The 18,060-nt window shown below is 71.7% G+C and carries 18 protein-coding genes; 9 read left to right on the forward strand and 9 right to left on the reverse strand.

The window, feature by feature from the left end:
- Window positions 1-73 precede the first annotated feature (73 nt).
- The gene (locus tag M4960_RS11950; protein ID WP_248704352.1) at window positions 74-724 is read right to left on the reverse strand and encodes a GntR family transcriptional regulator; all 651 of its coding nucleotides are present in this window, start codon (window positions 722-724) and stop codon (window positions 74-76) included.
- 12 nt (window positions 725-736) lie between these two features.
- Window positions 737-2,863 carry an efflux RND transporter permease subunit gene (locus M4960_RS11955; protein WP_248704353.1) on the reverse strand — a complete coding sequence of 709 codons (2,127 nt, stop codon included), beginning with the start codon at window positions 2,861-2,863 and terminating at the stop codon, window positions 737-739.
- A gap of 124 nt (window positions 2,864-2,987) precedes the next feature.
- Between M4960_RS11955 and M4960_RS11960 the strand changes: the two genes are divergently transcribed.
- Together M4960_RS11960 and M4960_RS11965 are read left to right on the forward strand one after the other, a co-directional pair.
- Window positions 2,988-3,401 carry a MarR family winged helix-turn-helix transcriptional regulator gene (locus tag M4960_RS11960; protein ID WP_173170229.1) on the forward strand — a complete coding sequence of 138 codons (414 nt, stop codon included), beginning with the start codon at window positions 2,988-2,990 and terminating at the stop codon, window positions 3,399-3,401.
- A 78-nt stretch (window positions 3,402-3,479) separates the two neighbouring features.
- Window positions 3,480-4,520 carry an LCP family protein gene (locus M4960_RS11965; RefSeq protein ID WP_248704354.1) on the forward strand — a complete coding sequence of 347 codons (1,041 nt, stop codon included), beginning with the start codon at window positions 3,480-3,482 and terminating at the stop codon, window positions 4,518-4,520.
- Window positions 4,521-4,608: 88 nt separating this feature from the next.
- Here M4960_RS11965 and M4960_RS19780 read toward each other — a convergent pair whose 3' ends face one another.
- The 6 genes from M4960_RS19780 to M4960_RS12000 form a co-directional block, all read right to left on the reverse strand.
- Entirely contained in the window at window positions 4,609-5,301 is a 693-nt protein-coding gene (locus M4960_RS19780) for a transglycosylase family protein (protein ID WP_131844842.1), read from the reverse strand.
- Between the two features lie 302 nt (window positions 5,302-5,603).
- Window positions 5,604-6,755 (reverse strand): 23S rRNA (uracil(747)-C(5))-methyltransferase RlmC, encoded by a 1,152-nt coding sequence (rlmC, locus tag M4960_RS11980; protein ID WP_248704355.1) that lies wholly within the window; start codon window positions 6,753-6,755, stop codon window positions 5,604-5,606.
- A 7-nt stretch (window positions 6,756-6,762) separates the two neighbouring features.
- Complete coding sequence (locus M4960_RS11985) at window positions 6,763-7,638, reverse strand: SMP-30/gluconolactonase/LRE family protein (RefSeq protein WP_216834957.1); 876 nt, start codon at window positions 7,636-7,638, stop codon at window positions 6,763-6,765.
- A gap of 40 nt (window positions 7,639-7,678) precedes the next feature.
- On the reverse strand, window positions 7,679-8,299 hold the full coding sequence (locus M4960_RS11990) for a DedA family protein (protein WP_165901140.1): 621 nt from the start codon (window positions 8,297-8,299) through the stop codon (window positions 7,679-7,681).
- Between the two features lie 66 nt (window positions 8,300-8,365).
- Window positions 8,366-9,025 carry a FadR/GntR family transcriptional regulator gene (locus tag M4960_RS11995; RefSeq protein ID WP_248704357.1) on the reverse strand — a complete coding sequence of 220 codons (660 nt, stop codon included), beginning with the start codon at window positions 9,023-9,025 and terminating at the stop codon, window positions 8,366-8,368.
- Window positions 9,022-9,744 (reverse strand): SDR family oxidoreductase, encoded by a 723-nt coding sequence (locus M4960_RS12000; RefSeq protein WP_248704358.1) that lies wholly within the window; start codon window positions 9,742-9,744, stop codon window positions 9,022-9,024. Before M4960_RS12000 ends, M4960_RS11995 begins: the two co-directional genes overlap by 4 nt.
- Window positions 9,745-9,789: 45 nt before the next feature.
- On the opposite strand from M4960_RS12000, the gene M4960_RS12005 reads away from it, so the two are divergent.
- Window positions 9,790-10,539: an SDR family NAD(P)-dependent oxidoreductase gene (locus tag M4960_RS12005; protein WP_248704359.1), complete on the forward strand. Its 750-nt coding sequence runs from the start codon at window positions 9,790-9,792 to the stop codon at window positions 10,537-10,539.
- Between the two features lie 4 nt (window positions 10,540-10,543).
- On the opposite strand, the gene M4960_RS12010 is transcribed toward M4960_RS12005, so the two are convergent.
- Window positions 10,544-10,951 (reverse strand): MarR family winged helix-turn-helix transcriptional regulator, encoded by a 408-nt coding sequence (locus tag M4960_RS12010; RefSeq protein WP_111085883.1) that lies wholly within the window; start codon window positions 10,949-10,951, stop codon window positions 10,544-10,546.
- An 81-nt stretch (window positions 10,952-11,032) separates the two neighbouring features.
- Between M4960_RS12010 and M4960_RS12015 the strand changes: the two genes are divergently transcribed.
- From M4960_RS12015 to M4960_RS12040, 6 genes are all read left to right on the forward strand, one after another.
- Complete coding sequence (locus M4960_RS12015; RefSeq protein WP_123937279.1) at window positions 11,033-11,977, forward strand: zinc-binding alcohol dehydrogenase family protein; 945 nt, start codon at window positions 11,033-11,035, stop codon at window positions 11,975-11,977.
- A 109-nt stretch (window positions 11,978-12,086) separates the two neighbouring features.
- Window positions 12,087-14,999 (forward strand): Na+/H+ antiporter subunit A, encoded by a 2,913-nt coding sequence (locus tag M4960_RS12020; protein WP_248704360.1) that lies wholly within the window; start codon window positions 12,087-12,089, stop codon window positions 14,997-14,999.
- Entirely contained in the window at window positions 14,996-15,448 is a 453-nt protein-coding gene (locus M4960_RS12025; RefSeq protein ID WP_243648937.1) for a Na(+)/H(+) antiporter subunit C, read from the forward strand. Before M4960_RS12020 ends, M4960_RS12025 begins: the two co-directional genes overlap by 4 nt.
- On the forward strand, window positions 15,445-17,136 hold the full coding sequence (locus tag M4960_RS12030) for a Na+/H+ antiporter subunit D (RefSeq protein ID WP_123339137.1): 1,692 nt from the start codon (window positions 15,445-15,447) through the stop codon (window positions 17,134-17,136). The genes M4960_RS12025 and M4960_RS12030 overlap by 4 nt, the downstream gene beginning before the upstream one ends.
- Complete coding sequence (locus M4960_RS12035) at window positions 17,133-17,717, forward strand: Na+/H+ antiporter subunit E (protein WP_123294606.1); 585 nt, start codon at window positions 17,133-17,135, stop codon at window positions 17,715-17,717. Before M4960_RS12030 ends, M4960_RS12035 begins: the two co-directional genes overlap by 4 nt.
- A complete protein-coding gene (locus M4960_RS12040; RefSeq protein ID WP_131844853.1) occupies window positions 17,714-18,058 on the forward strand; it encodes a sodium:proton antiporter in 345 nt (114 codons plus the stop codon). Before M4960_RS12035 ends, M4960_RS12040 begins: the two co-directional genes overlap by 4 nt.
- The last annotated feature ends 2 nt before the right edge of the window (window positions 18,059-18,060 follow it).

Genomic DNA, 18,060 nt, shown 5'->3' on the forward strand with positions numbered 1-18,060 from the left:
GCGGACGGGAGGCCCGTGGCGGGATCGCCACGGGCCTCCTGTCCGGCTCCTGGTCGCGCTGGGCGACGGGGCGCTACGCGCGCGACGGCAGCAGGTGGATGGCCTCCATCGCGAGCTCGGCCGCGATCGGGTCCTTCGCCAGGACGGCTGCCTTGAGGTTGTCGAGTTCGGGCAGGATCACCGCGGCCGGGATCAGCTCGGCGAGTTCGGGGACCCGGAGCTTGAAGGACAGCCCGTCGGTGGTCGACCGGCAGAGCTGCACGAGCGACGGGTTGCCGCAGGCGTCCGCCCACTGCGAGTAGATGTCGGCGCCGTTGCGGGCGACCTGGTCCTGCTCGTCGGCGCCGACCCGCGCGATGACGTCGTCGAGCATCTTCACGATCTTCTTGCGCTGCGGCTCGGTGAAGTTGGGCACCGCGAGGCGCACGACGCCCCCGTAGATGACGCCGAGCGTGCGGTAGGCGTCGAGGAGCTCGTCCTTCGTCGGGGCCGCCACACGGGTGTAGCGGTTCGGTGCCATCTCGATCAGGCCGGCGCGGGCGAGTTCCGCCAGTGCCTCGCGGATCGGGGTGCGGGAGACCCCGAGCCACGCGATCAGGTCGTCGTCGTTGAGCCGCTCGCCGGGCTCCAGCGTGCCGTCCATGATCGCGTCGCGGATCTTGTCCTGCACGGTGTCACGGAGGAGCTTGCGCTCGGCGGCGGGCTGCGTCGAAGGAACTGGCATGCACCCAGCGTGTCACATGTGATGGTTCGCGCGCGAGAGGCGCGACGGCCACCAGGCCCGCCGACCGAGGTCGTACGCGATCGCCGGCACGAGCAGCGAACGGACGACGATCGTGTCGAGCAGGACGCCGAACGCCACGACGAACGCGATCTGCACGAGGAACAGGATCGGGATGACGCCGAGGGCCGCGAACGTCGCCGCGAGCACCACGCCCGCCGAGGTGATCACCCCGCCGGTGACCCCGAGTCCGCGCAGGACCCCCTCGTGCGGACCGTGCCGCAGCGCCTCTTCCCGCACCCGTGTCATGAGGAAGATGTTGTAGTCCACCCCGAGCGCGACGAGGAACACGAACGAGTACAGCGGCACGCTCGGGTCCGCACCGGGGAAGTGGAACACGTGGTCGAACACGAGCGCTCCGACGCCGAGTGCGGCGGCGAACGACACGATCACGCTGCCGATGAGCACGAGCGGGGCGACGACGCTGCGGAGCAGGAGCATCAGGATGAGCAGGATCACGACCAGCACCACGGGGATGATCAGCGTGCGGTCGCGGATCCCGGTGTCGTTCGTGTCGACGGCCGTCGCGGTGACGCCGCCGACGATCGCGCCGGGATCGACCCGTTCGACGGCGGTGCGGAGGTCACGGACCGTCTGCTCGGCGGCGTCGGAGTCGGCCGGGTCGGACAACGTGGCCTCGAGCAGCACGTCCCCGCGCGACACCGTCGGAGCGGCGGCGGCGGCGCCGCTCGAGGTCGAGTCGCTCCTCACGGGCACCGTGCCGGACGGGGCGTCCTTCGCGGCGGCGACGACCCCGTCGACGCCGTCGACCCCCGTGACGACATCGACGAGTGCGTCGAGGTCGCGTTCCGACCCGATGACCTGCGCCGGGCTGCCGGAGCCACCGGGGAAGTGGTCGGCCAGGACGTCCTGCCCGTCGCGTGCCTGTGAGGCCCCGATGACCAGGTCGCTCTGCGGGACCCCGTCGGCCTTGAGCCCGACCAGTCCCGTGCCCATCGCGAGCAGCCCGACCGTGCAGACGATCCACACCACCCGGGAACGCTTGGCGACGAGCCGACCGACGCGGGCCCAGATGCCGCGGGCGTCCGGACCGGTGAGGACCGGATGGGCGCTGCCGTACGCGGGACGGAGCGGCCAGAAGGCGGCGCGGCGGAACGCGAGCAGCAGGGCGGGCAGCAGCGACAGGGCGGCGAGCAGGCTGAACGCGATGCCGATCGCCGCGACGGGACCGAGCGCCTTGTTCGAGTTGAGGTCGGAGAGCAGCAGGCAGAGCACACCCACGATGACGGTGCCGCCCGAGGCCAGGATCGGCTCGAGGCTCCCCCGCAGGGCCGCCTTCGTCGCACCCCAGCCCGTGCGGTGGTCGCGCAGCGCCTCGCGGAAGCGCGCCGTGTAGAGCAGGGCGTAGTCCGTCGCGGCGCCGATCACCAGGATCGACAGGATCCCCTGCACCTGGCCGTTGACGGTGACGATGTCGGCCTTGGCGAGCCACCACACCACGAGGATCGAGGCGCACAGGGCGAACGTCGCGGTGCCGAGCACGAGGATCGGCAGCAGCGGTGACCGGTAGACGATGATCAGGATCACGAAGACCGCGGCGAGCGCCACCCCGAGCAGCAGGCCGTCGATGCCGGCGAACGCCTCGGTCAGGTCGGCGGTGAACCCGGCCGGTCCGGTGACGTACCCGCTGACGCCGCTGGGCAGGGCGTCGTCGACGTCGGCGCGGATCGCCTCGACCGCGTCACCGGTGTCGGCTGCCGTGGTGAGGGTCGCGACGATCTCGACCGCGTCGCCGTCCTCGCTCGGGATCACCGGGCTGACGGCTTCGACGTCGTCGCGGTCACCGAGCTGGGTCGCGAGGTCCTTCGCCGCGCTCAGGTCGGAGGACGACATGCCGCCGTCGCGCTCGAGCACGATGATCGCGGGTGCGCCCGACTCCTGCCGGAACTCCGACGACCGCTCCTGCACCTTCGTGGCGTCGGCCGACGCCGGCAGGAACGAGGTCTGGTCGTTCGTCGACACCTCGGAGATCTTGCCGAAGTACGGACCGCCGACGGAGGCGATCGCGAGCCAGACCACGATGACGAGCGCGGGGAGGACGATGCGGAGGAAGCGGGACACGACGGTGAGCGTACACCGGTCGTCAGCATGCTGATTACTAGACGGTAGCCACTACGACTGCGACACCGACCGCGACACCGACCGCGACACCGACCGCGACAGCTGTCGACCGTAGACTGCGCCCATGGACGACACGACCGAGCAGTGGCCCCTCGGCCGGCTGTTGTCGGCCGCGGCACGCTCGGTCGAGCGGGACTGGGATGAACGCCTCCGCGCCATCGGGCTGCCGCACGCGGCCCTCATCGCGGTCGACATCCTGATCCGCACGGGCCCCACCGGTGCCGACACGATCGCGCGCACGGCACGGGTGCAGCCGCAGACGATGTCACGGACCCTCGAGCGCATGGAGCGGGACGGCCTCGTCGAGCGCACCCCGCACCCCGACGACCGACGCCGGCGCCTCGTGACCGTGACCGATCACGGACGCCGAGCGTGGGAGACCGCTCGGCACATCGAGCGCGAGGTCCTGCCGGACGACCCGGCACTGCGGACCGCGCTCACGGAGCTGCTCGGGAAGTCACGGCTACCGAACAACTGACACGCTGTACCTGAAATACCACATGCGGTACGATGGATCGGTCGGTGGCACGCCGACGCGAACCCGTTGGAGTCCCGCATGTCCGAACGACGGGCGGCCCGCCTGGCCGCCGACACCACCACCCGAGGCGAACGCCACCCGCGGCGCCGACGCCCGTTCCTCGTCGCACTGCTCGCGACGGTCGGCTCGCTGGTCGGCATCGCCACCGTGATCGCCGTCGTCGCGAGCATCTTCGTCGGCGGCCTGGCGCGCAGCTTCGACGCCCGCCACGACACGATCGCGAACCCGTTCCCGAGCGGGACCCGACCCGCTGCGTCCGGCGGTCAGGACATCCTGCTCATCGGGTCCGACTCACGAGCTGCACGCGGACCGGACGGCAAGCCATCCGAGGCCGGTGGCCGCTCGGACACCCTGATGCTCGCGCACGTCCCGGCCGATCGGCAGGCTGTGTACCTGATGTCGATCATGCGTGACTCGTGGGTCGACGTGCCGGGTCACGGGCGCGCGAAGATCAACGCCGCGTACTCGTGGGGCGGGGTCCCGCTCACCGTGCAGACGGTCGAACAGCTGCTCGACGTCCGCATCGACCACGTCGCGGAGGTCGACTTCGCCGGGTTCGAGGACATGACCGACGCCCTCGGCGGTGTCACGGTCGACTCCGGGCAGGCGTTCGCCGCAGGCAAGCACGAGTTCGTCGCCGGCGCGAACCGACTCGACGGCGACGCCGCACTGGCCTTCGTCCGCGAACGCCACGCCTTCGCCGACGCCGACCACACCCGTGTTCGGAACCAACAGGCGTTCATGCGCGGGGTCGTCGGCGGGCTGCTCTCCCGCGGCACGATCACGAACCCCGGGCGCATCCAGGACTTCGTGACCGCGACGAGCGAGCACCTCGCCGTGGACGCCGGACTCTCGTTCCCCGCCCTGGTCGGCCTCGGGTGGTCACTGCGCGACGTCCGGACCGACGACCTCAAGACGTTCACGGTGCCGACTGCGGGGTCCGGAACCTCGCCGGACGGGCAGTCCATCGTCATGCTCAACGATCTGACGGTCCGCTCGCTGTCGCAGGCGTTGCGCTCCGACGACGTCGCGGCCTGGTTGGCCGACAACCAGCAGTAGCGCTCCCGTCCCTCCCGACACGCACCACGCACGACGACGCCCCGCGACCGAGGTCGCGGGGCGTCGTCGTGTTCGTTCGATGGAACGATCAGGCGGGGAGCTGCAGCTCCTGGCCCGAGTAGATGAGGTTCGCGTCGTCGATGGTCGACGTGTTCGCGGCCCACAGCTTGTTCCAGCCACCGTCGATCTTGAGCTTGGTGGCGATGGTGTCGAGCGTGTCGCCCGAGGCGATCGTGTACGTCTTGCCGCTCGTCTTCACGGCGGCGGGCTTGCTCGGCGTGGTGGCTGCCGGGGCGGCCTCCTGCGCAGGTGCCGGAGCCGGAGTGCTCGGCGCGGCCTGCTCCGGGGCAGCGGGGGCCGGTGCGGCCTGCTGCGTCGGGGCCGGAGCAGCGGGGGCTGCCGGAGCCGGAGCAGCGGCGGCCGGTGCAGCACCGCTCGTGCCGCTCAGTCCGAGCTGGGCCGAGCAGGCAGGCCAGGCGCCCCAGCCCTGCGTGGCGAGGACACGCTCGGCGACGGCGATCTGGGCCTCGCGGCTCGCGCCGGCGGGGCTGCCGACGCCACCGTTCGCCTGCCAGGTGCCGAGGTTGAACTGCAGGCCGCCGTAGTAGCCGTTGCCGGTGTTGATGGCCCAGTTGCCGCCGGACTCGCACTGCGCGAGGGCGTCCCAGGTCGAGCCGGACGCAGCGTTCGCGGGGGTTGCCGCGAGGCCGACACCGGTCGCGGCGATGCCGGCGAACGCGAGGCCGCCGACGATGGTGCGGGTACGGGAAAGCTTCTTCATGTGATTGCTCCACCGGGGTCACGAGCCGCTTCGAACGCGGAATCCACTGCCCACCCCGACCGATCGCGGTCAGTTGTGGGGTGCGCCACCGGGGGCAGTGGTCATCGGGCCGGCGGCACCTCGGTCGGCAACCATAGGAAACTCTTCACCGTTATCAAACCGAGACAAACGGTTCTACCCGTTGGTGCTATGTACCCCGCACTCGAACCTGTACGCCTCGATGCCCATGGCCATGGTCATCGACCCGTACCCGGGTACGTCACCTTGGCAATTCCCTGGCAATGCCGGCCAGGAGGCCCGGATCACGCCCGCGACAGCAGCGTGACGGCCTCGAGATGGCCGGTCTGGGGGAACATGTCGAGCACACGAGCGCGGCGCAGCCGGAACGAGGGCATGCGCGCGAGGTCCTTCGCCAGGGTCACCGGGTTGCAGCTCGAGTAGACGACGTGCTGCACGCCGGACTCCTCGAGCCAGGTCGACAGCGCCTCGCCGATCCCGCGTCGCGGCGGGTTCACCAGGACGAGCTCGGGCACCGTGTCGGGTCGGGCGCGGAGTGCGTGCTCGGTGGCGTCGTCGGCGGCGAACCGGAGCCCCTCGAGCCCGGCCTCGCGCGCGGACTGCTTCGCCGAACGGATCGCCTCGGCACTGGTCTCGATGCCCGTCACCGCTCGGCCCGGTCGCGCAGCGTGCAGGGCGAACCCGCCCACGCCGCAGTACAGGTCCCACATCGACGCCGGGTCGAGCTCGTCGATCCACGCCGAGGCCTGCGCGTACAGCTCGGTGGCGACGGCGGTGTTGGTCTGGAAGAAGCTCTGCGGCCGCAGGTGCATCGTGATCCCGCCCAGGCGCATCGGCAGCGTCTCCTGCTCGGTGAGGACGATCTCCCGGTCACCCTCGGTCACGGCCTTGTGCTCGGGAAGCAGGTTCACCGTGACGACCACCACGTTCGGCAGGGCGTCGCGCAGCACATCGAGGTACTGCCGGATCCGAGCCACCTGCCCTTCGGACCGCAGGACGAACCGCACCATGAGTTCGCCGTCGGGCGACTCGGTGACCAGGACGTACTTCAGCTCGCCGCGTCGGGCAGCGACGTCGTACGGGATCAGCCCCGCGGTCTGGACGAAGTCGGCGAGCAGGGGCAGCGCGTGTCGGATGCCGGGCGTGCAGATCCCGCAGTGCCGCAGGTCGACGCCGCGCTGCCGGTGGTCGAGGATGCCGACGGTCGGGTGCTCGGTCGAGCCGCCGACCACCATCTTCGCCTTGTTCCGGTACCCGGACTCGGGGCTCGTGATCGCCGGTGCCCACGTGACTGCTGCGGGGCCGCCAGCCGCCTCGACGGCGTCGTGCAGGAGTTCGCGGGTGCGGAGCTCCTTGTCGAGGACCTGGTCGGCGTAGGGCTGCCCCATGAGCGTGCAGGACCGGCACACCCCGCGGTCGAAGTAGTCGCACTGCATGGCCGAGTCAGGATACGGCAGCGTCCCGCGTCGTCGTGGCGATCCGGTAGACCGACGTCGTCGCCGTCAGGAACAGCGTCGTGCCGTCGTCGCCGCCGAAGCACAGGTTCGACGTCACCTCGGGGACGGCCACCTCGCCGATCCGCTCGCCGGAGGGGTCGAACACGACGACGCCGCGGTGCGACGACGACCACACGTTGCCGTGCTCGTCGACCCGGATGCCGTCCGGTGCGCCCTCGCCCGGCTCGAGTCGCGCGAACACCCGGCCGTTCTTCAGCAGGTCGCCGCCGTCACCGCCGCGGTCGTAGGCGCGGATGACCGGTTCGTCCCCCGACGAGCTCGCGATGTAGAGGACCTGCTCGGACGGGTCGAAGGCGAGTCCGTTCGGCTCGTCGACGTCGGTCGCGACGGGGCGCAGGTCCTCGCCGGACGGTCCGCAGCGGAACGTCCAGTGGTCGCCGTACTCGCGCACGCCGGGGTGGCCTTCGCGCGGCTGGGTGATGCCGTAGGCCGGGTCGGTGAACCACACGCTGCCGTCCCGCGCGACGACGACGTCGTTCGGCGAGTTGAACCGCACGCCGGCCCAGGCGTCGACGATCGGCGTGACGACGCCGTCGCGGTCGCGCTCCACCCGCCGGAGTCCGTGCGAGCACTGGACGACACTGCCGTCGCGGTCGAGCGTCCGGCCGTTGGTGAACTCGACGCCCTCGGCGTACGTGGAGGTCTCGCCGGAGTCGGCGTGCCACTGCAGGACCCGGTCGCCGGGGATGTCCGACCAGCGCAGGGTGCGGGACGCCGGGATCCAGCAGGGTCCTTCGGCCCACGTGCTGCCGGTGGCGATGCGCTCGAGCGCGTCAGGGTCCGGTACGAGGTCGTCGAGCAGCACGGGTTCTCCTTCGAACGGTGTCCCCACCCTACGTTCGTCAGGCCGCAGCCGCCGCCTCGCTGCGTCGTCGCACGGCCTTCTCGATCGCCGAGATCGCGAGGCCGAGCAGGATCGACGCCACGACCGCGAGGGTCGTGACGAGGAAGGGCTGCTCGCGGCTCCAGCGCCCGGTGGCCGCCGCGATGCCGACGCAGTACGCGGCCCACACGACGTCGGCGAGCACGCAGCTCACCAGGAACCGCCGAACGTCGAGCCCGCTGTCCGCGCCGACCAGGTTCGTCGTCAGCCGGCCCATCGGGATGAAGCGTCCGAGGACCGCGATGCGCCCGGGAGCGGCACGGTAGCGGCCGTCGATGGCGTCCCGGGCCTTGCGGACCTTCGGACGCGCGAACCACGACCTCGAGCCGAGGTCGACCGAGCGCGCCAGGTGGTACAGCCCGAGGTCGCCGAGGACCATGCCGATCGAGGCCGCGACGACGAGGACGAGGACCGGCAGGAGGCCGCCGTCACCGCCCACCAGGAGCGTGCCGACCGCGACGACGAGCGCCTGGCTGGGGAGGAAGACCGCGACACTGCCGACGGCGAGCACGAGGCCGACCACGACGAACGTCCACGGGGTGCCGATGAGCTGGACGACCAGGTCCTGTGCTGCGTCCACGCTCACCCTCCACGGGCGCCGGAGGAGCGCACCGGACTCCATCTTCCCAGGTCGGCGGGGCACCGCTCACGTGCGCTCGACGATCGCCCGCATCGCCGCGGCCGCGTCGTCCGGGTGGCCGTCGACGACGGCACCGGCGAGCGCGAGGTGGAGGCCGACGTCGTGCCGGTCCGGGCGGATGCTCCCGCGTTCGCGCAGCACCTGGACCACGACGCGGTGCAGGCGTCGGTACAGCGTGTTGTCGGACAGGTCGAGCACGAGCGCGTGGAGCCGCACGTCCGCGGCCACGAAGTCGAGGCGGTCGTCCCGGGCCGCCGCGGCGGCGAGCTCGTCCGCGGTGGTGCGGAGCGCCTCCCGTCGGTCCGCGCACTCGTCGAGGGGCGCCCGCCGGGCTGCTGCGGCGGCTGCGGCGGGTTCGACCGCCGCGCGGAGTTCGCGGAGCTCGACCGCCACGCGGTCACCGTCCGGGCCCCGGAGCCGCCACCGCACGACCCGCGGATCCAGGACGTCCCACTCCAGCACGCCGAGGACGGTCACGCCGACCCGGCGCCGCGCGGTGAGCAGGCCGAGGGCGACGAGGACGCGGACGGCCTCGCGGACGATGCTGCGACTGGCCCCGGTCGACGCCACCAGGTCGTCGATGCTCCGGCGACTGCCCACGGCGATGACGCCGGAGACGACGGCGGCACCGATCTGGTCGAGGACGCGGTCGAACGTGCTGGTCACCGCTGGGACACCGGGCTGACCACGAGCTCGTCGACGCGCATGTACGACGGCGCCTCGAGCACGAACGACACCGCGCGGGCGATGTCCTCCGGCTGCAGCATCGCCGATCGTGCGGCGGCGTCGGGCACCGACGGCCGCTGGTCGAGGAAGTCGGTCGCGACGTCACCGGGGCACAGGTGCGTCGCCCGGACCCCGTGGTGCGCCTCTTGCTGGTTGAGGCTCCGGACGACCGAACCGAGCGCGGTCTTCGAGGCGGAGTACGCGACGCCGGCGCCGGGCTGGAAGGACCACCCGGCGTAGGACGACACCACGACGACCACGCCGCCGGACTCGCGGAGCGCAGGCAGTGCGGCGTCGACGACCGCGACCACCGCGGTGAGGTTCGTGTCCACGATCGCGCGGAAGTCCGGCAACGACTGGTCGTCCCACCGGCGCCGCGGCGCGTTCAGCCCGGCGGCGAGCACGACCGCGTCGAGTCGTCCGAACCGCTCGAGCACGGTGTCCCGCGCAGACGCGACGGCAGCGGGATCGGCAGCGTCGAGGGGCAGGACCGCCGCCGTGCCGCCGGAGGCCGTGATCGTCGCCGCGACCTGCTCGAGCCGGTCCACGCGCCGCCCGCTCAGGACCACCGTCCACCCGTCGCGCGCAGCGGCCTCGGCACTCGCGGCACCCATGCCGCTGCCGCCGCCGGTGACCCAGAGCACCCGTTGCTTCGCCATGCTGCAATAGTATGCCTATTGCAGCAACCGACGACAGGAGCAACGATGCACCTCGACCTGACCGACCGTGTGGTGGTCGTGACCGGCGCAGCACGCGGGATCGGACGCACGCTCGCCGATCGCTTCGTCGCCGAGAGGTGCCGCGTGGTCGCCCTCGACCTGGCCTTCGAACCCGACTTCCCGCTCGACCACGTCGTGTGCAACGTCGCCGACCCGGATTCGGTCCGGGCCGCCGTCGACGAGGTCGTCACCCGGCACGGCACGATCGACGTGCTCGTGAACAACGCCGGCATCAACGTCGAGGGCACCGTCGCCGAACTGCAGTGGGACGCCTGGCGCCGGTGCATGGACGTCAACCTCGGCGGCACCTTCCTGATGAGCCAGGCCGTCGCGCCGGTGATGCAGGCCGCGGGGCGGGGGCGGATCATCAACGCCGCCTCGTTCGCCGCGATCGTCCCGAGTGTCGGCAGCGCTGCCTACGCGGCGTCCAAGGCCGCGGTCGTCTCGTTCACCCGGGTGCTGGCGTCGGAGCTCGGCCCGTGGGGCATCACCGTCAACGCGTACGCGCCGGGCATGGTCCCGACGGCGATGAACGGGTTCGCGACCATGCCGGCCGAGGCCCAGGACCGCCTGCTCGACACCCTGTCGCTGCGCCGGTGGGAGACCGCGGACGACGTCGCCGACCTGCTCGTCTTCGTGGCGAGCGACGCCTCGGGCTACGTCACCGGCACCCTGCTCGACGTCTCCGGCGGCAAGCTCGCGACACAGATCCCGGCACGCGCGCACGGCCGCTGAGGGGTCAGCGCAGCATCCGCTCCAGGAGTGCGCGCAGCTGCCGCCGGTCCCGCTCCGGCAACCGGGCGGTGAGCGGCAGCAGTGCATCGCGGATCGCGCCCTCGAGCGAGCGCGCCACCTCGAGACCGGCGTCGGTGATCACGACGTCCACCGCGCGGGCGTCGTCCGCGTTCGGCTGCCGCGCGAGCAACCCCTTCTTCTCCGCGCGCGCCACCAACCCGGTCATCGTCGACTTCTCGAGCCCCAGGTACTGCGCCAGGTCACCGATCCGCAGACGACGGTCACGCAGGATCGCGAGGACCCGCAGCTGCGTCAGCGACAGCCCGGCATCGGCCGCGAGCCCGGTCAGCGGCCCCATCGTCCGGAACGCGGCCTCGCCCAGGGCATCGACGAGCTGCTCGTCCTCGGTCATCTCCTGCACCACTCCAGCCTAGTTGACGAACTTCGTGATGCGAACTACTTTGTTCGTAACACGAAGCAAATGGAGGACACCATGCACGCAGCAGTCGTCACCGAGTTCGGCCACGCCCCGACCTGGCACGAGTTCGACGAACCGACTCCCGGACCCGGCGAGGTCGTCGTCGACGTCGTCGCGGCCGGTCTCCACCCGCGGGTCCGCTCGCAGGCCGACGGTTCGCACTACACCAGCGAGGGCGCGCTCCCCCTGGTCCCCGGCGTCGACGGCGTCGCCCGGTTCCCCGACGGCACGCTCCGCTACGTGGCCGTCGCGAGCGACACCCGCGGCACCATGGCCGAGCGCGTCGCGGTCGACCCGCGGGCGAGCGTCGTCCTGCCCGACGGTGCCGACCCGGTCACCGTGGCCGCCGGCGTGAACCCGGTGCTGTCGTCGTGGGTGGCCCTGCGCCGGCGGATCGACTTCGCCCCGGGCAGCCGCGTCCTCGTGCTCGGCGCGACCGGGGCCTCGGGCACCGCGGCGGTGCAGGTGGCGAAGCACCTCGGTGCCGCACACGTCGTCGCGAGCGGGCGCAACCCGGAGCGGTTGGCGGCGCTCACCGCCCTCGGCGCCGACGTCGTGCTGCCGTTGGCCGACGTCGACGCCCTCGGCGCAGCGGCAGCCGACGTCGACGTGGTCATCGACTACGTCTGGGGCCAGCCCGCGGCCGACGTGATGCGCGCCGTCGTCACCGCCCGCACCGAACCGGGTCGCCGACTCGACTGGATCGCGATCGGTTCCACCGCGGGCCACGAGGCGACGATCCCGTCCGCGGCACTGCGCGCCTCGGGCCTGACGATCGTCGGCAGCGGGCAGGGGTCGGTCGGGCGTGCCGGTTTCGTCGCCGAGCTCCCGGGCATCGTCAGTGCGATCGCGGACGGCACCGTCCGGGTGGACGCGACGGCCGTGCGGTTGGCGGACGTCGAGGCGACGTGGGCCGGACAGCCCGCCGGGAGCACGGGCAGAGTGGTGTTCACAGTGTGAACCGAGCGCGAGCAGGCTGTCCGGTCGCACAGGTTCTCCACATCCCACTCTTCGTAGGCTGTGAGGGCCCAGTGAGCCGGACTGCAGCCCGACCCCGAGGAGGTGCCCGATGGTCCTCGTCCTCGTCGCGTTCGCGATCGTCGCCCTGATCGTCCCCGCCCTGACCCCCGTCCTCGGCCGCCGCGTGTTCACCGTGGCCGCCCTCGCGCCCGCAGCCGCCGCCGTGCTCACGGTGCTGCAGACGGACGCGGCCCTGCACGGCAGCGTCGTCGAACGGCATCGGTGGGTCCCGCAGCTCGACCTCGAGATCACGCTGCGGATGGACGCCCTGTCGTGGGTGCTCGCGCTCGTGGTGTCGATCGTCGGGGCCCTCGTGCTCGTCTACTGCGCCTCGTACTTCGGGCGCGACGAACCGGGGATCGGCCGGTTCGCGGGCGTGCTGACCGCGTTCGCCGGGTCGATGTTCGGGCTCGTCCTCGCCGACGACGTCATCGTGCTCTTCGTCCTGTGGGAAGCCACCACGGTCTTCTCCTACCTGCTCATCGGACACGACGCCGACAAGCGTGCGAGCCGTGCAGCCGCGATGCAGGCCCTCGTCGTCACCACCGCCGGCGGTCTGGCGATGCTCGCCGGTCTGGTCATGCTGTCGGTCACGGCGGGCACGACCTCGCTCTCCGGCATCATCGCCGCCCCGCCGACCGGACCGATCGTCACCGTCTCGGTGGTCCTCGTCCTGCTCGGCGCGCTGACGAAGTCGGCGATCGTGCCGTTCCACTTCTGGTTGCCCGCGGCCATGGCAGCTCCGACCCCGGTCAGCGCGTACCTGCACGCCGCAGCGATGGTGAAGGCCGGCATCTACCTCGTCGCCCGGCTCGCTCCGGCGTTCGCACTGCTCGACGGCTGGCGCGAGACGATCACCGTGCTCGGTGTCCTCGGCATGCTCATCGGTGGCTACCGAGCGCTCCGCCAGACCGACCTCAAGCTCCTGCTCGCCTACGGCACCGTCGCGCAGCTCGGGTTCCTCGTGCTCGCCGCCGGGTGGGGCGCGCCCGCGGTGGCGCTCGGCGGGGTCGCCCTGCTCGTGGCGCACGCCGCGTTCAAGTCCACACTCTTCCTCGTCGTCGGGGCGATCGACCACACCACCGGCACCCGCGACCTCGGACGCCTGAGCGGCCTCGGCCGGAAGGCACCGTGGCTGGCCGTCGTGGCCGCCCTCGCGCTCGTGTCGATGGCCGGCATCCCGCCGACGATCGGCTTCGTCGCGAAGGAAGCCGTGCTGACCGGCTTCACCGAGTCGCTGCACGGCCCCGACGCCGGCTGGGCCTGGTTCGCCCTCGTCGGCGTGACGCTCGGCTCGGTGCTCACCGTGGCGTACTCGCTCCGCTTCTTCTGGGGAGCGTTCGCCCGCAAGCCGGACGTCGCCCAGACGGAACCGCACGCCCTGCACGGTCTGGGTGTGGTGCCGTCGATCCTGGCGCTGACCGGTCTCGCCCTCGGCCTGCTGACCCCGGTCGTCGCGCACGGCATCGAGCCCGCGGCGACGGCGGCCTCGCTCCCCGGCGAGGAAGTCCCCCACCTCGCGCTCTGGCACGGCCTCGAACCGGCGCTCGGCATCTCGGCCGTCACCCTGGTCGGCGGTCTCGCACTGTTCGCCCTCCGACGTCCGGTCGAGGCACTGCAGCACCAGCTCGCCGGGTTCCCGAGCGCCTCGGGCACCTACCGGCACCTCATGCGCGGCCTCGACCGGTTCGCGACGGGCCTGACCGCCGGTGTCCAGCGGGGTTCGCTCCCCTACTACCTGACGGTGATCCTGTCGGTGTTCGTGGCGGGTGCGCTCGCGAACCTCGTGCTCGGCGGGCCGTGGGAGTTCCACGTCCGGTTCTCCGACTCGTGGGGCCAGATCCCGGTCGTCATCGTGATGTCCGTCGGCGCCATCGCCGTCCTCACCGCGAAGACCCGGTTCGCCGCCGCCGTCCTGGTGGGCGTGACCGGCTACGGCATGTCCGTCCTGTTCGTCCTGCACGGCGCGGTCGACCTCGCCCTCACGCAGCTCGTGGTCGAGACCGTCACCCTCATCGCGTTCGTGCTGGTGCTCCGGCGGCTCCCCCCGCGCATCGCGACGACGAACCCGAGCCGGTTCCGCATCGTGCGCGCGCTCTTCGCGGGGCTGGCCGGCCTCACGCTGGCGATCGTCGTCATCGTCGCCGCCTCGGCGCGCACCGCCGACCCGATCTGGCCGGACCTGCCCGCGCTCACGAGCTCGTTCGGGCACGGCCTCAACGTCGTGAACGTCGCCCTCGTCGACCTGCGCGGCTGGGACACCCTCGGTGAGCTCACCGTCGTCGTCGCCGCGGCCACGGGCGTCGCGAGCCTCATCTTCGTGAACTCCCGCGAGGACACGCTGCCCCGGCTCCGTGACCTGCCGGAGAAGCTGACGGCGGACGGCCAGCGCACCGACGGGGAGCCGCGCGCCTGGCTGCCGACGAGCGCCGCCATCCCGACCGGCCGCTCGGCACTCCTCGACGTGGTGGTCCGACTGCTGTTCCACGGGCTCATCGTCCTGTCGGTCTACCTGCTGTTCGCCGGGCACAACGCGGCCGGCGGCGGCTTCGCCGGTGGCCTCGTCGCCGGCATCGCGCTGGCGGCCCGGTACCTGGCGGGCGGCCCGGCCGAACTCGGCGCCGCCGCCCCGGTCCGTGCCGGTCGACTGCTCGGACTCGGTGTCGCGACGGCAGCGATCACCGCGATCGTGCCGCTGTTCTTCGGGCGCGAAGCGCTGTACTCCGAGTTCTTCGAGGCGACCGTCCCGATCCTCGGTCACGTCGAGTTCGTCACGGCCACGTTCTTCGACATCGGCGTGTACCTGGTCGTCGTCGGCCTGGTGCTCGACGTCCTCCGCAGTCTCGGCGCCGAGGTGGACCGGCAACGCCTCGAGGATGCCGGGGCGCCCACCCGCGACACCACCGAGGGGTCGGTCCGCGACACCCTCGAGGCCCCCACCCCGGAAGGGAGCGCCACATGACCGTCACCCTCGTCCTCGTGATCGCGATGGCCGTGCTGTTCTCCTGCGGCGTCTACCTGCTGCTCGAACGGTCCCTGACCCGGATGCTGCTCGGCTTCCTGCTGCTCGGCAACGCCCTGAACCTGCTCCTGCTGGTGATGTCCGGCGCCGCCGGCAACCCGCCGATCGGCAAGTCCGCCGAGGGCATCACCGACCCGCTCCCCCAGGCCTTCGCCCTGACCGCGATCGTCATCACCTTCGCCGTCAGCGCGTTCCTGCTCGCCCTCATCCACCGCTCGTGGCAGCTGTCCCGTGCCGACGAGGTCGAGGTCGACGAAGCGGACGTCGCCATCGGCCGCACGCGCGACGACCCCGACGACGACCCGGAAGCCGACTTCGACCCGAAGTCCCCCGAGGACGCCGACGATCCGCACGAACACCAACCGCACCAGGACGGAGTGAACCGATGACCTGGCTCGTCCCGCTCCTCGTCCTCGTCCCGCTGCTCGGCGCAGCCGTCGCACTCGGCCTCCTGCGGCACCAGAAGCTCCAGCGAGCGATCACCGTCGTGGTGCTCGTCGTCGCACTCGCCGTCGCCGCAACCCTCATGGTGCTCGTCGACCACCACGGCACCATCGTCGTGCAGGTCGGCGGGTGGGACGCCCCGTACGGCATCTCGCTGGTGGTCGACCGCCTGAGCGCCCTGCTCCTCACGGTGAGCGCCAGCGTGCTGCTCATCGTCCTGCTGTTCTCGATCGGCCAGGGGCTCGCAGCCGACGACGGTGAAGCCCCGGTCACGATCTTCTACCCGACGTACCTCGTGCTGGCCGCGGGCGTGCTCGACTCGTTCATCGCCGGCGACCTGTTCAACCTGTACGTGGCGTTCGAGATGCTGCTCGTGGCGAGCTACGTGCTCATCACCCTGGGCGGCAGCGAGCAGCGGGTCCGGGCCGGCACCACGTACATCGTCACGAGCCTGATCGCGTCGGCGATCTTCCTCGCCGCGATCGGCCTGGTGTACGGCGCGACCGGCACGGTCAACATCGCCCAGATCAGCGAGCGCGTCGCCGATCTGCCCGAGCACGTGCAGCTGCTCCTGCACACGATGCTGCTCATCGGCTTCGGCATCAAGGCGGCGGTCTTCCCGCTGGCGTTCTGGCTGCCGGACTCGTACCCGACCGCCCCGGCCCCGGTCACGGCCGTCTTCGCCGGTCTGCTGACGAAGGTCGGCATCTACGCGATCATCCGCCTCGAGACGGTGATCTTCCCCGGGCCGCAGTTGAACAACGTGCTGCTCGTGGTGGCGGTGTTGACGATGGTCGTCGGGGTGCTCGGTGCGGTGTCCCAGACCGACGTCAAGCGCCTGCTGTCCTTCACGCTCATCAGCCACATCGGCTTCATGGTGATGGGTGTCGGGCTCGGGACGGTCGCGGGGACGGCGGCCGCGGTGTTCTACACGGTGCACCACATCGTCGTGCAGACCACGTTGTTCCTGGTGTCCGGCCTGATGGAACGCGTCGGGGGGACCACGTCGACCCGGTCGCTCGGCGGGTTGTTGAAGGCCGCGCCGCTGCTGGCCGCGCTGTACCTGATCCCGGCGTTCAACCTGGGCGGCATCCCGCCGTTCTCCGGCTTCATCGGCAAGCTCGGGCTGTTCCGCGCCGCCGCCGAGGACGGCTCCCCGTTGGCGTACGTCACGATCGCCGCCGGCGTGGTCACGTCGCTCCTCACGCTGTACGCGCTGATGCGCGTGTGGGACGCCGCCTTCTGGCGGCCGAAGCCCGCGGCCGAGGCCGCGGCGCCGCACGCGACGACCGCCGAACCGCACGCAGCCCTGCGGTCGCCGGAACCCGCCCCCTTGACCGTCTCCGAGGAGACGGGTGAGGCCTTCCACCCAGGAGGCTCGGTGACGGTCACCGACGCACCCCACGCGAGCAGTGCCTCCCGTCCGACCACCGGGTCGACCGAGACGGTCGGCGAAGCGCCGACCAAGGTCCGGCTGCCGCGCATGCTCGTCGGTGTGACGACGGTCGCGGTCCTCGGATCCGTCGCCCTCACCGTGGTCGCTGGCCCGCTCTACGGGTACGCGAGCCGCGCAGCGGAGTCGCTCGAGTCGCCGGACCGGTACGTGCAGGCCGTCCTCGGGGGTGACCGGTGAACACCGACACCCGACACGTCGCGAACGCCCGCCGCATCGCGGTGGCGTGGCGGTACGACGTCCCGCTCGTCGCCGGACTGACCGTCCTGTGGGCCCTGCTCTGGGGCTCGTGGACACCACTGACCCTGCTCTGCGGCATCGTGGTGGCGCTCCTGGTCACCCAGGCGCTGCCGCTCCCGCCGGTCCCGCTGTCGGCCCGGTTCTCGATCGTGCACGCCGTCCGGTTCCTCGTGGTGTGGTCCGGACTCGTCATCACGGCGTCGTTCCGGGTCGCCTGGGTCGCGTTCCGCCCGCGAGGTGTCCGCCGGAGCTCCATCACGCTCGTGCAGCTGCACTCCACCGCCGAGATGACCTTCACGCTGGCGACCCTCGCGATCTCGCTGGTGCCCGGCTCGTACGTCGCCGACGTCGACCTCCGCCGCCGACGCCTGCTGCTGCACGTGCTCGACACCGAGCGGGTCGAACAGGTCGAGGCCGCCCGTCGCGAGGCCCTCGGCATCGAGGCCATGGTCATCCGTGCCCTCGGTTCGAAGCAGGACGTCTCCGAACTGTCCGAACCGCTGCCGGAGGTCACCCGATGAGCGCCGCCGTCGTCGTCATGGGGATCGGCATCGCCCTGGTCCTGGCCCTGCTCGGTGCCACCCTCGCGCTCGCGGTGTTCCGGATCGTGCGCGGCCCGACGATCCTCGACCGGATGATCGGATCGGACATGGTCCTGACGACCGTGCTCGTGGTGATCGCGGCGTCGATGGTGGTCCGGCGCGACCTGACCGGGATCCCCGTGCTCGTGGTGATCGCGGCGACCAGCGTGTTCGCGACCGTCGCGGTGGCCCGAGCGGTCACGCCGTCGTCGGACCCGTCGGACGAGGGCCTGAGCGTCACCACCCCCGAGCACGCCGCCGAAGAAGAGGAGCAGTCGTGACC

It is taken from the genome of Curtobacterium sp. MWU13-2055 (assembly GCF_023242305.1).
Taxonomy (GTDB): domain Bacteria; phylum Actinomycetota; class Actinomycetes; order Actinomycetales; family Microbacteriaceae; genus Curtobacterium.